Annotated in this window: 9 protein-coding genes and 1 pseudogene; 5 read left to right on the top strand and 5 right to left on the bottom strand. The window is 73.6% G+C overall.

Annotation, left to right across the window (positions count from 1 at the left end; genetic code table 11):
• Positions 1–63 precede the first annotated feature (63 nt).
• From ACOJV7_RS00845 to ACOJV7_RS00830, 4 genes are read right to left on the bottom strand one after another with little or no spacing between them, the layout of a single operon-like run.
• On the bottom strand, positions 64–930 hold the full coding sequence (locus ACOJV7_RS00845; RefSeq protein ID WP_420188259.1) for an Fpg/Nei family DNA glycosylase: 867 nt from the start codon (positions 928–930) through the stop codon (positions 64–66).
• Between the two features lie 27 nt (positions 931–957).
• Positions 958–5,706, bottom strand: a complete 4,749-nt coding sequence (locus ACOJV7_RS00840) for an ATP-dependent helicase (protein ID WP_420188258.1) — start codon at positions 5,704–5,706, stop codon at positions 958–960.
• Positions 5,707–5,721: 15 nt separating this feature from the next.
• Positions 5,722–6,933, bottom strand: a complete 1,212-nt coding sequence (locus tag ACOJV7_RS00835; RefSeq protein WP_420188257.1) for an MFS transporter — start codon at positions 6,931–6,933, stop codon at positions 5,722–5,724.
• A gap of 38 nt (positions 6,934–6,971) precedes the next feature.
• Positions 6,972–7,559: a helix-turn-helix domain-containing protein gene (locus ACOJV7_RS00830; RefSeq protein ID WP_420188256.1), complete on the bottom strand. Its 588-nt coding sequence runs from the start codon at positions 7,557–7,559 to the stop codon at positions 6,972–6,974.
• A 97-nt stretch (positions 7,560–7,656) separates the two neighbouring features.
• Here ACOJV7_RS00830 and ACOJV7_RS00825 point away from each other — a divergent pair, with 97 nt between their 5' ends.
• On the top strand, positions 7,657–7,881 hold the full coding sequence (locus ACOJV7_RS00825; RefSeq protein ID WP_420188255.1) for a DUF3046 domain-containing protein: 225 nt from the start codon (positions 7,657–7,659) through the stop codon (positions 7,879–7,881).
• A gap of 3 nt (positions 7,882–7,884) precedes the next feature.
• Positions 7,885–8,892 (top strand): NAD(P)H-dependent flavin oxidoreductase, encoded by a 1,008-nt coding sequence (locus tag ACOJV7_RS00820; RefSeq protein WP_420188254.1) that lies wholly within the window; start codon positions 7,885–7,887, stop codon positions 8,890–8,892.
• An 18-nt stretch (positions 8,893–8,910) separates the two neighbouring features.
• On the opposite strand, the gene ACOJV7_RS00815 is transcribed toward ACOJV7_RS00820, so the two are convergent.
• Positions 8,911–9,813, bottom strand: a complete 903-nt coding sequence (locus ACOJV7_RS00815; protein WP_420188253.1) for an RNase H family protein — start codon at positions 9,811–9,813, stop codon at positions 8,911–8,913.
• Positions 9,814–9,848: 35 nt separating this feature from the next.
• Here ACOJV7_RS00815 and ACOJV7_RS00810 point away from each other — a divergent pair, with 35 nt between their 5' ends.
• The 3 genes and pseudogenes from ACOJV7_RS00810 (at position 9,849) to ACOJV7_RS00800 (ending at position 12,385) form a co-directional block, all read left to right on the top strand.
• The gene (locus ACOJV7_RS00810) at positions 9,849–10,307 is read left to right on the top strand and encodes a GNAT family N-acetyltransferase (RefSeq protein ID WP_420188252.1); all 459 of its coding nucleotides are present in this window, start codon (positions 9,849–9,851) and stop codon (positions 10,305–10,307) included.
• Positions 10,308–10,544: 237 nt separating this feature from the next.
• Positions 10,545–11,543, top strand: a pseudogene (gene recA, locus ACOJV7_RS00805) (recombinase RecA); the annotation flags it as partial.
• 74 nt (positions 11,544–11,617) lie between these two features.
• Entirely contained in the window at positions 11,618–12,385 is a 768-nt protein-coding gene (locus ACOJV7_RS00800) for a regulatory protein RecX (RefSeq protein ID WP_420188251.1), read from the top strand.
• The last annotated feature ends 56 nt before the right edge of the window (positions 12,386–12,441 follow it).

Genomic DNA, 12,441 nt, shown 5'->3' with positions numbered 1-12,441 from the left:
CAGCGCCGGTGATCGGCTCGCCCACGTCGGGAGCTGGTCACGACGACCGGTCTGTGGTGCGGGTCAGACCCTGCGGTAGGGGGAGGTCCGGCCACCGGAGGAGCCGAGCGGGTTCTGGCGCCGACCGTCGTCGTTCGGAGCCAGACCGCCCTGGCAGGTGGGGCAGTAGAACATCGTCCGCTCCCGCCCGGCGGGGCCGATCATCGACACCCTCACCGGGTCACCGCACCGGCGGCACGGACGGCCCGAGCGGGCATGGACGAAGTGCTCCTCACCCCTGCGGCGCACGCCGGTGCTCGACTGGACGGCGTGGTGGCGTGAGGCGTCCATGAGCCGGCTGATCCGGGCGATGAGCGCGTCGGTGCGCTCGGGGTCGAGCTCTGCGGTGGGGGTCCACGGGCCGATCCGCTCGAGGAAGAGCGACTCCGACGCCCACAGGGTGCCGACACCGGCGAGGACGCGCTGGTCGAGCAGGGCCGCACCGACGACGGTGCCCGAGGACCGGAGGCGTGCCGCGGCGACCACCGGGTCCCAGTCGGGGCCGAGGACGTCCGGACCGAGGTGGCCGACGACCTCGTCCTCCCGTGGGGTCGGCAGCACCTCGAGCATCCCGAGCCGCAGGCCGAGCGCCGTCCAGTGTGCCGTGCCGACCGCGGCCCGCAGGTCGGCCCGGCGGAGCCAGCGCGGAGTGTCCTCCGGGCTCTCGACGCGCCACTGGCCCTCCATCTTGAGGTGCGAGTGGATCGTCAGACCGGAGTCGACGCGGTGGAGAAGGTGCTTGCCGCGGCTCACCACCTCGACGGTGCTGGCGCCGCGCAGGTCGAGCGTCGCGATCTCGGGGAAGCGGAAGTCGCTCAGCGTGATCGGCTCACCGGCGAGGGCACGGTGGAGGCGGTCGGCGGTGCGCCAGACGGTGTCGCCCTCAGGCATGCGCTCGGCCCCGGACCATGGGCGTGCTCATCGGCGCAGGCGCAGGCCGCGGGGAGTCGCGTGGAAGCCGGCCTGGGCGAGGGCGTCGACGAGGGGGTGGCCCGAACCGAGCAGGGCGCCACCATCGGCCTTCTCCACGGTGAGCCGGCCGAGCGCGCCCTCGCGGACGGCAAGGGCAAGGGCGTCGGCTGCGGACTGGAGTGCTGCGGCGTCGTCGGTCCACGAGAGCAGCGTCTTGCCGCCGCGCTCGACGTAGAGGACGAGGTCGCCGTCGACGAGGACGACGAGGGCTCCGGCCTTGCGGCCCGGCTGGTGACCCTTGCGCCCCGTCGTCGCCGAGTCGTCCTCGGACTCGCTCACCGGCCGGTCGGGCCATGGCAGGGCCGCGCCGTAGGCGTTGGCGGGATCGGTCGCGGCGAGGACGAGCGCCCGTGGAGCAGCCGTGTCGGGGGCGGCGCCGAGGGTACGAGCCCCCGCGCGGAGGCGGTCGATCGCACCGGTCGTCGCGAACTGCGCGGCGCCGAGCGACTCGACGAAGTAGCCGCGGCGCACCCGGCCCGACTCCTCGGCCGCGGCGAGGACGCGGTAGACGGCGGCGAACCCGCCGGTGACGTCCTCGGCGACGACGCTGCCCCGGGTGAGGACGCCGTAGCGGTCCTGGAGGATCTCGGCCGTCGCGAGCGTGCGCACCGTCGTGTCGGCCTCGACCTCCGGCAGCAGTGACCAGCGCCCGGCAGCGGTGCCCGGCGCCGACCGAGCCACGGGCATCCCCCGGGAGGCGCCTCCGCGCCCACCGAGGGTGCCGAGCGAACCGGCGCGGCCGGCATACCTCGTCGAGCGCGGGCCGGAGGCGGCGCGGCGGTGGGCGGTGCGTCCGCCGGAGAGCAGGGCGCGGACCGGCGCGAAGGTGTCGCCGGAGACGTGCCCCGACCAGACGAGCGACCAGAGGTCGTCGAGGACGTCGGTGTCGGAGCCGTCGACGGCGTCGGCGAGCGCCCGGAAGAAGTAGGCGCCGCCGCGGGCGAGGACGTCGAGCAGCGCCTGGGCCCGGTCGCCGAGCTCGGTGTCGTCGGGGGCGGCCATCGTGAGGTGCGCGGTGTCGGCGAGGTGGAGCGAGACCCAGCCGTCATCGCCCGGCAGCGAGCCGTGGCCGCGCCAGACGACCTCGCCGACGCTCATGAGCTCGTCGAGCAGGGCGGGGGAGTAGCCGGCGACCCGGGCGGGCAGGACGAGCGTCTCGAGGGCGCTCGCGGGCAGGACGGCACCGGCAAGCTGCTCGATCGCGCGGACCAGCCCCTCCCGGCCGCGCAGCCCGCCACCGACCGACTGCCACTGCGGCAGGAAGCGAGCCAGCTCGACCGCGGCGACCGGCTCGACCTCGGCGCGCAGCGCCGCGAGCGAGCGACGGCGCAGGGTGCGGAGGACCTCGGCGTCGCAGTAGTCGAGGCCGTGCGCGCCTCCGCCGCTCTCGGTGGGCAGCAGCTCACCCTCCACCACGCGACCGGAGGCGACGAGGCGGCGCAGGGCGTCGAGCGCCACTGCAGGCCCGACGCCCCACCACTGCGCCACGGCCGACGCCGGGAACGGCGCGTGGGTGCGGGCGTAGCGCGCGACGAGGTCGCCGAGCGGGTCGGGCACGGGGTCGAGGAAGGCCTGGGGCACGCCGACGGGGAGCGAGACGCCGAGGGCGTCTCGCAGTCGCGAGGCGTCCTCGATGGCGGCCCACCGCTCCTCCCCGGCCACGCGCACGCGGATGACGCGCCGAGCCCCTTCGAGGTCGACGAGCCACGAGCCGATGTCGCGGGTCGTCACCCCGTCGCGGGTGCGGCGCTCGATCTCGGGCAACGACAGCGGGCCGAGGGTGCGCAGCAGGTCGGCGACGTCCTCGCCGTCTCGGCAGCGCCGCTCCTCGGCGAGGCGCTGGAGCTCGGACTCGGTGCGGGCGACGGCCTCCGGGTCGAGCAGGTCGCGCAGCGAGAGGCCCTCGCCCCGCCCGAGCAGCTCGGCGAGCAGCGTGGGGTCGAGGGAGAGCGCGGCTGCCCGCTTCTCGGCGAGCGGCGAGTCGCCCTCGTAGAGGAACTGGGCGACGTAGCCGAAGAGCAGCGAGCGGGCGAAGGGCGAGGGCTGCGCCGACTCGACGTCGACGAGGGTCACCTCGCGGGACTCGATGGCCGACATGAGCGCCGTGAGGCCGGGCACGTCGAAGACGTCCTGGACGCACTCGCGGACCGTCTCGAGGACGATGGGGAACGAGGCGTACTGGCTCGCCACCTCGAGCAGCTGGGCGGCCCGCTGGCGCTGCTGCCACAGCGGCTGGCGACGGTCGGGCCGGCGGCGTGGGAGCAGCAGCGCCCTTGAGGCGCACTCGCGGAAGCGCGCGGCGAAGAGCGCCGACCCGCCGATCTCGCCGGTGACGAGGTCGTGCACGTCGTCGGGGTCGAGCCGGACGAGGTCGAGGAGCTCGGCAGCGGCCCCGCGCCCGCTCGACCCCTCACCGTCGAGCTCGAGGTCGGGCAGCCGGAAGACGATGCCGTCGTCGCCGTGCATCGCCTGGACGTCGACCCCGAAGCGCTCGCGCATGCGCGCCGAGACGCACAGTGCCCACGGTGCGTGCACCTGCCCCCCGAAGGGGCTGTGGACCGCGACCCGCCAGTCGCCGATCTCGTCGCGGAAGCGCTCGACGACGATCGTCCGGTCGTCGGGCACGTGCCCGGTGGCGGTGCGCTGCTCGTCGAGGTAGGCGACGAGGTTGTCGGTGGCCCACTCGTCGAGGCCGGCCTCGGAGACCCGCTTGCGGGCGGCCTTGGGCGTCGCCGCCGCCACCTCGCGCACGAACGCGCCCACCGCCTTGCCGAGCTCGGCGGGTCGCCCGAGCTGGTCGCCCTTCCAGAACGGGAGCTTGCCGGGCAGCCCCGGCGCAGGGGTGACGAGCACCCGGTCGTGGGTGATGTCCTCGATCCGCCACGTCGACGTGCCCAGCGTGAAGAGGTCGCCGACCCGCGACTCGTAGACCATCTCCTCGTCGAGTTCGCCGACCCGCCGGCCCGTGCCCTCGCCGGTGGCGAGGAAGACGGCATACAGGCCGCGGTCGGGGATCGTGCCGCCGGAGGTGACGGCGAGGCGCTGTGCACCGGGCCGGCCGGCGAGCACCCCGGTGACGCGGTCCCAGACGATGCGCGGTCGGAGCTCGGCGAACTCGTCGCTCGGGTAGCGGCCCGAGAGCATGTCGAGCACGGACTCGAGGATCGAGCGGGGGAGTGAGGCGAACGGCGCGGCCCGGCGCACGACCTGCTCGAGGTCGTCGACGGTCCAGTCGTCGAGGGCGGTCATCGCGACGACCTGCTGGGCGAGGACGTCGACGGGGTTGGCCGGCACGCGCAGCGACTCGATGGCGCCGGCACGCATGCGCTCGACGACGACGGCGGTCTGCACGAGGTCGCCGCGGAACTTGGGGAAGAGCACGCCCCGCGAGACGGCTCCGACCTGGTGGCCGGCCCGACCGACGCGCTGGAGCCCGCTCGCCACCGACGGTGGCGACTCCACCTGGACGACGAGGTCGACGGCACCCATGTCGATGCCGAGCTCGAGGCTCGACGTCGCGACGACCGCGGGGAGCCGCCCGGCCTTGAGGTCCTCCTCGATGACCGCACGGTGCTCCTTGCTCACCGAGCCGTGGTGCGCCCGCGCGAGGACCGGTGGAGCGCCGGACGAGGAGCCCGACTGCGCCATGACCTGGGCGGGGGTCCGCGAACCGCCGGTATGCCGTCCGCCCGAGCCGTCCGCCGCGTCGCCCGATCCCTCACCGTTCCCGTCGACGGCCACCGCCTCGGCAGCGGCGGTGAGCCGCTCCTCCCAGATCTCGTTGAGACGGGTGGTGAGGCGCTCGGCGAGCCGTCGCGAGTTGGCGAAGACGAGGGTCGAGCGGTGCGTCGCGACGAGGTCGACGATGCGCTCCTCGACGTGCGGCCAGATCGACGCGCGCCGCTCGGCACCCGCGGCCGGGCCGCTGAGGTCGCCCTCGACGACCTCACCGAGCGAGGACATGTCGGCGATGGGCACGACGACGTCGAGGTCCCACTCCTTCGTCGACGGCGGGCGGACGACGTCGACCGGCCGACCACCGGCGAGGTAGCGGGCCACCTCGTCCACCGGCTCGACGGTTGCGGACAGCCCGATGCGCTGCGCCGGCTCGTCGAGGAGCGCGTCGAGTCGTTCGAGCGAGAGGGCGAGGTGGGCGCCGCGCTTGGTGCCGGCGACGGCGTGGACCTCGTCGATGATGACCGTCTCGACGCCACGCAGGGCCTCGCGCGCCTGCGACGTGAGGATGAGGAAGAGGGACTCCGGCGTCGTGATGAGGATGTCGCTCGGCGTCCGCGCGAAGGCCCGGCGCTCGCCCGCAGGGGTGTCGCCGCTGCGGACCGAGACGGTGATGTCGGGTGCGGTCTGGCCCAGCCGGGTCGCCGCGTGGCCGATGCCGACGAGCGGGCTCCGCAGGTTGCGCTCGACGTCGACGGCGAGCGCCTTCATCGGCGAGACGTAGAGGACGCGGCAGCGCCGGAGCTTCTCCTCGGGCAGCGGCTCGGTGCCGAGACGGTCGAGCGCCCAGAGGAAGGCCGAGAGCGTCTTGCCCGAGCCGGTCGGTGCGACGACGAGGGCGTGGTGCCCCGAGCTGATGGCCTCCCAGGCGCCGGCCTGGGCGGCGGTGGGCGCGCTGAAGGAGTCCCGGAACCACGTCGCGGTGGCGGGGGAGAAGCGTTCGAGCACGTCAGAGGTCATGAGAGGACCACCCTCTCACTCGCGTCCGACACCCGCCCGGGTCCGATCCATCTCGCCCCACTCCGGTCTCAGGCCCGGCAGGACCGTCGAGACGAGGTATGCCGTCCCCGCGACTCCCAGGGCCGGCGCGGCTCCCAGCGCGGTGACGACGACACCGCCGACCACGCCGCCGACCGGCAGGCCGGCCCACGCGAGAGCGTCGGCGAGCGACCCGACGCGGCCGACGAGGTGGCGCGGCACGCGCTCGAAGAAGAGGGCGTTGACCGTCGGGTTGACGAAGCCCGCCCCGAGGCCGGAGACGACGTTGGCCGCGATGATGACCCAGAGAGGGGCGCCGAGTGCGAGGGCGAGATAGCGGGGCGCGCCGGAGAGCACGAAGCCGGTGAGGAAGGCGGTGCGCCGGCTGAACCGTCCCGCCATCGTCGTGGCGACGAGGCTCGACGCCACGGCGGCGCCGCCGTAGAGCACGCCGACGAGCCCGACGAGGCTCGCGTCGTAGCCGTTGTCCAACGCCCACTTCGGAAGCATGACGCCGAGGTAGGCGGCCTCGAGCAGGTTGGTCACCGTGACCATGAACAGGATGCTGCGCAGCAGCCGGTCGCGGCGCAGGTAGTCGACCCCGGCGCGCAGCTGGGAGAGGTAGGTCCCGGGCTCCTCGGTGTCGCGGTGGGAGATGTGCGGGATGAGGGTGGCGACGACGAGGGCGCTGAGGAACGACGCGCCCGCGGTCACGGCGACGGTCTCGGCCGCCCCGAATGCCGTGACGAGGAGGCCACCGACACCGGCGCCGACGAGGCCGCTCGCCCGGTCGACGGTGCTGTCGAGACCGGTGATCCGCTCGACGGGGATGCCGGTCGCGTCGGAGACGCCGGGGATCATGGCGTTGCGAGCGCCGTCACCCGGTCCGCGCACCGCACCCGCCAGCGCGACGAGGGCGAGGAGGAGCGGGAGGCGGTCGGGGAGCGTGAGCTGCCCCACGGCATACAGGATCGGGACGAGGGCGAGCAGCGCACCGCTGACGACGTCGCCGACGACGCTGATGAGGCGGGGGCCGTAGCGGTCGACGAGGGGTCCGCCCAGGGCCTTCGACACGACGTAGGGGGCCATCTCGGCCGTGAGGACGAGACCGGCGTAGGCGGCCGACCCGGTCTCCGAGAGCACGAGCCAGGGGAGGGCGATCGTCGCGACGCGGGACCCGGCGATCGACATGCCCGAGGCGAGGAGCATGCCGTGCAGACTGCGCCGGGAGGGCGGCGGGTTGGTGCTCACTCCGCGGGCATCCCCGGCGCACGGAAGACCTCGAGGTTGACCGACACGGGGCGCGCGTCCTCGGGTGCGTCGGTCGTGCCCTGGTGCGGCCGGTAGCCGCGGATGAGCGTCGTGAGCTCGGTGATGAGGGTGGCCGCCTCGTCGGGCGTGAGGCGCAGGGTGAAGTTGCTGAAGGTGCCAGCGTCCTCCCACTCGGGCGGGAGGGTGGCGATCTCGGCGATGGCGCGCTGCGCACTGTCGGCGTAGCCGGCGGCGACGGCCGAGAGGTAGGCCGCCGAGGTCTCGCTGTCGGCGTCGTGGGTGTCGAAGTAGGTGCGCGCGTGGGCGGCCCGCCACCAGCGGTCGCGGGCGTTGCCCATCTCGGTCGCCTCGACGACGAAGCCGGCCTCGGCGAGCTGGCGGACGTGGTAGCTCGTCGCACCCGTGTTGACGCCGAGGTGCTCCGCGAGGCGCGAGGCCGTGGCCGGTCCGTGAAGGCGCAGTGCGCTGAGGATCCGGGGGCGCAGCGGGTGCGTCAGCGCCTTGAGGGTCGTCGCGGTGAGGACGAGGTCCCGCCTCGGGTCCGGCTCCACTGCACGCGACATGTCGATGACCTTACAAAGGAAATTATGTGGACGCAGTATAGGGGCGGTCCTGCGCGGGTTGAAGGACCCGAAAGGGCGGTGTGACAGACTCGCCGACATGCGGATCAGCCACTTCTGGACGCTGATGAACGACGAGTTCGGCGAGACCTATGCGCCCACCCTGGCGCGCGACCACGTGCTCGGCGTGCTCGGCGGCCGGACCGTCGCCCAGGCCCTCGACGACGGCGTGCACCCGAGGATCGTCTGGCTCGCGCTCTGCGACGACATGGACGTCCCGCAGGAGCGGCGGCTCGGCCGGGACGACCCCGCCCGGCACGGCTGACCCGTGACCCTCCTCGACCGGCGGCTCGTGCTCGCGCCCATGGCCGGCGGCCCGAGCACCGTCGGGCTCGCCGCCGCGGTGACGACCGCCGGAGGGTTCGCCTTCCTCGCCGGCGCCTACCTCGCGCCCGACCGGCTGCGCGACGACATCGTCCTGCTGCGCGCGGCCGTGGGAGGCGCGCCCTTCGGAGTCAACCTCTTCGCGCCGTCGCCCTACGAGCCGGGCAGCGCCGCGCGCGTCCTCGAGTACGCCGCGCGTCTCCAGCCGCTGGCCGACAAGGCCGGGGTGGGGCTGGGGGAGTCGGTCCACGACGACGACTCCTTCGACGCCAAGATCGAGGTCGTCCTCGCGGAGCGCCCGGCCGTCGTCTCCTTCGCCTTCGCGTGGCCGCCCGCCGACGTCGTCGACCGGCTGCGGGCCGCGGGGATCGAGGTGTGGGTGACGCTCAACGACGCCGGCGAGACGGCGTGGGCCGACGCGCTCGGGGTCGACGCGATCGTCGCCCAGGGCTGGGAGGCCGGCGGGCACCGTGGCGGACCCGTCGACACGGGCCACCACCAGGCGCCCACCCGGATGCTGCTCCGCAACATCCGCCAGCTCACCTCGCTGCCCGTGGTCGCCGCCGGTGGCGTCGGCGACGGCGCCCACGTCGCGGCCCTGCTCGACGCGGGAGCCCATGCGGTCGCGTGCGGGACGGCCTTCCTCCGAGCCGACGAGGCGGGAACGGCCGAGGTGCACCGCCACGAGCTCGGCGTCCGGTCCGACACCGTCGTCACCCGGGCCTTCACCGGGCGGAGCGCCCGGGCCCTGGTCACGTCGTGGACTGAGGTCTTCACCGAGATCGCTCCGGCGGCCTACCCGCAGGTGCACCACCTCACCGCGCCGCTGCGCTCGCACGGCAAGGCCACCGGGCAGCCCGATCTCGTCCACCTCTGGGCGGGCACGGGCCACCGCAGCGCCCGGCAGGCGCCGGCGGCCGAGATCGTCGCCGACCTCCAGTCGCGCCTCTGACCCGAGCCGCTCGCGGGCTCAGGCCTCGGCGGTGCCCTGGTGGAAGAGCTGCTGCCAGTGGCCGCGCTCGCGCACCCAGAGCGACGAGCGCAGCGTCGAGCCCGAGTTCGTCACCGAGCGCCACAGGAGGAGCATCGCGTCGGGACCGGCCGGCATACAGGAGAGGACGTCGAGGGAGGCCTCCTCATCGAGGGGTCCGATCTCGTCGAGGATCTCCTCGCGCGTCCAGAGGCGACCGGAGCGGCCGACCTCGGACCACTGCGGGTGGAGCAGGGCGGCGACGGCGGCTGCGTCGCCTCGGACCTCGTCGGTGAGGAGCGAGCGCTCGAGCGCGATGACCTGCTCGGCGTCCGACGGCGTCGAGTCGTCCGCCAGTGCGGAGAAGAGGTCCGGCTCGTCGGCTTCGACCGCCGGCGCCGCGGGGGCGGGGTGAGCGGTGGGGGCCTCGCCGGGACCGGCCCAGCCGGGACCCGGCTCGGGCGTGGCTCCCCTCTGGTATGCCGTCGCCGCACTGTTCGCGAGCCGGTCCGCCTCCTCGTTGAGCGCGTGGCCGGAGTGGCCCTTGACCCACTCGAACCGGACACGGTCCCAGCGGCCGGTCATCGCCTCGTCGAGCGCCTTCATGATCTCGACGTTGAGGACCGGCTTGCCGTCGCCCTTCTTCCAGCCCTTGCGCTTCCAGCCGGCCATCCACTGGGTGACGGAGTTGATGACGTACTTGCTGTCGCACAGGATGACGAGGTCCTCGTCGGTGCCCGCCGTCTGCTGGAGCAGGTCGAGGACCGCCGTGAGCTCGCCCTGGTTGTTCGTGCCGTGCGGCCAGCCGCCGGCTGCCCAGTGCTCCGCGTCGACGTACCAGGCCCAGCCGGCGGGTCCGGGGTTGCCGAGGGCCGAGCCGTCCGCTGCCGCATGAATCGTCACGGCGGAGGAGTCTGCCAGTTGCCTAGGGTGGCTCCGTGGACCGACCGCCGACCGACCTGTGCGTCCAGCGCTTCGCCGACCTCGACCCCCTCGTGGCCTACCGGTTGTGGGCGCTGCGCTCGCGGGTCTTCGTCATCGAGCAGGAGGCGCTCTACCTCGACCTCGACGGCCGGGACACGGAGGCGGGGACGTGGCACCTGTGGTGCGCCGACGAGGACGGCGTTCCCGTCGCGACGCTGCGGGTGCTCGACGACGGCGAGGCGTGGCGGGTCGGCCGGGTGGCGACCGACGCCGGCCACCGCGGGCGCGGGCTCGCCGGTCGACTCATGCGCGAGGTGCTGGACCGGTGGGGGAGCGAGCCGGTCGTCCTCGACGCGCAGACCTACCTCGAGGGCTGGTATGCCGGGTTCGGCTTCGTCCCGTCGGGTCCGGTCTTCGAGGACGAGGACGGCATGCCGCACGTGCCGATGCGGCGCGAGGGACGGGCCGGCTGAGCGACGTCGGGAGGTTCGCGGCGTGTCGTCGTGTCGCTCCCGCCGTCGAACACGTGTTCGTCTACTGTTGTCCACAGGTCGCCGAACCCCCAGCACCTGTCCACAGGCTCACGGCAGCTGCGGACGGCTGTCGGTGCGGAGACCTAGCGTCTGACCCGAGATCGCGACGAGACCGACCGCGGACAGAGGTCGCCGGCGGGCGCGCACATCGAACGACACAGGAAGAGCAGGTGCGACATGGCTGCAGCAGCCGTCACGAACGACCGCGAGAAGTCCCTGGGAGTGGTCCTCGGGCAGATCGAGAAGCAGCACGGCAAGGGTGCGGTCATGCGCCTCGGCGACGACGTGCGCCCGCCCATCGAGGTCATCCCCACCGGGTCGATCGCCCTCGACGTCGCCCTCGGCATCGGCGGGCTGCCCCGCGGCCGTGTCGTCGAGGTCTACGGCCCCGAGAGCTCGGGCAAGACGACCGTCGCCCTCCACGCGGTGGCCAACGCGCAGCGGGCCGGTGGCATCGCGGCGTTCATCGACGCCGAGCACGCCCTCGACCCGGAGTACGCCGCGAAGCTCGGCGTCGACACCGACAACCTGCTCGTCTCCCAGCCCGACACCGGTGAGCAGGCGCTCGAGATCGCCGACATGCTCATCCGCTCCGGCGCCCTCGACATCATCGTCATCGACTCCGTCGCCGCGCTCGTGCCCCGCGCCGAGATCGAGGGCGAGATGGGTGACAGCCACGTCGGTCTCCAGGCCCGCCTCATGAGCCAGGCCCTGCGCAAGATCACCGGTGCGCTCAACAACACCGGCACGACCGCGATCTTCATCAACCAGCTCCGCGAGAAGATCGGCGTCATGTTCGGCTCGCCGGAGACGACGACCGGTGGCAAGGCGCTCAAGTTCTACGCCTCGGTCCGCCTCGACGTCCGCCGCATCGAGACGCTCAAGGACGGCACCGACCCCGTCGGCAACCGCACCCGCGTCAAGGTCGTCAAGAACAAGGTCTCGCCGCCGTTCAAGCAGGCCGAGTTCGACATCCTCTACGGACAGGGCATCTCCCGCGAGGGCGGCCTCATCGACATGGGCGTCGAGCAGGGCTTCGTCCGCAAGGCCGGCGCCTGGTACACCTACGACGGCGACCAGCTCGGCCAGGGCAAGGAGAACGCCCGCAACTTCCTCAAGGACAACCCCGACCTCTCCGACGAGCTCGAGAAGAAGATCAAGGAGAAGCTCGGCATCGGTCCCCAGGTCGACAAGCCCCTCGAGGTCGTTCCCGAGGTTCCGGTCGACTTCTGAGCCGGACCAGACCTCGTATGCCGTCCCCGGACTCCTGGTCCTCGTCGTCCCCGCCGCCCTCGTGGGCGGCGGGGACGACCCCGTCTCCCGAGTGGGCAGCGGACGCCCCGTCCACCGAGTCGGTCTCGCCCGGCGGGCAGAAGGTCGCACCCGGCGCGCATGAAGGTCCGCAGCCCGTCGACGCGCTGAGGGCCGCGCTCGACGAGCACGCGTCGACGCCTGCCGATCGAGGTCGGGCGCGCCGGCAGGGAGGGCGACGGTCGGCGCCGCCGCCACCCGACCCGGCGGTCGAGGGCGTCGAGCCCGACGCCCATGACGTCGCGCGCCAGATCGTCCTGCGCCAGCTCACCAACGCGCCGAAGTCGCGCTCGCAGCTCGAACAGGCCCTGGCGAGGAAGGGCTGCGACCCCGACGTCGCCGCAACCGTGCTCGACCGCATGGAGGAGGTCGGCCTGGTCGACGACGAGGCCTATGCCGGGATGCTCGTCCGCTCCCAGCAGGCCGGGCGCGGGCTGGCCCGCCGCGCGCTTGCCCAGACCCTGCGCCAGAAGGGCGTGAGTGACGAGGTCGCCGAGACGGTGCTCGACGACGTCGACCCGGCTGTCGAGGAGGAGCGGGCCCGCGAGCTCGTCGAGAAGCGCCTGCGTCGCCTGCACGGCCTCGACGCCACCGTCCAGATGCGCCGTCTCGCAGGGATGCTCGCGCGCAAGGGCTACCCGTCGGAGGTGTCGATGCGGGTCATCCGTGAGGCGATCGCCACGGCCGACGAGCACCGGCGCGACTGATCCGAGGGACGACGAAGGGGCGGGGACCGTGGTGGTCCCCGCCCCTTCGGCGGTTG

The organism is Knoellia tibetensis, from assembly GCF_048606415.1.
GTDB lineage: Bacteria > Actinomycetota > Actinomycetes > Actinomycetales > Dermatophilaceae > Knoellia > Knoellia tibetensis.
This window is presented reverse-complemented; position numbering and strand designations above follow the sequence as displayed.

Excerpts from the sequence above, each read along its gene's own strand:
- ACOJV7_RS00845 (WP_420188259.1), bottom strand. The coding sequence starts at position 930 with ATGCCTGAGGGCGACACCGTCTGGCGCACCGCCGACCGCCTCCACCGT.
- ACOJV7_RS00840 (WP_420188258.1), bottom strand. The coding sequence starts at position 5,706 with ATGACCTCTGACGTGCTCGAACGCTTCTCCCCCGCCACCGCGACGTGG.
- ACOJV7_RS00835 (WP_420188257.1), bottom strand. The coding sequence starts at position 6,933 with ATGCTCCTCGCCTCGGGCATGTCGATCGCCGGGTCCCGCGTCGCGACG.
- ACOJV7_RS00830 (WP_420188256.1), bottom strand. The coding sequence starts at position 7,559 with ATGTCGCGTGCAGTGGAGCCGGACCCGAGGCGGGACCTCGTCCTCACC.
- ACOJV7_RS00825 (WP_420188255.1), top strand. The coding sequence starts at position 7,657 with ATGCGGATCAGCCACTTCTGGACGCTGATGAACGACGAGTTCGGCGAG.
- ACOJV7_RS00800 (WP_420188251.1), top strand. The coding sequence starts at position 11,618 with ATGCCGTCCCCGGACTCCTGGTCCTCGTCGTCCCCGCCGCCCTCGTGG.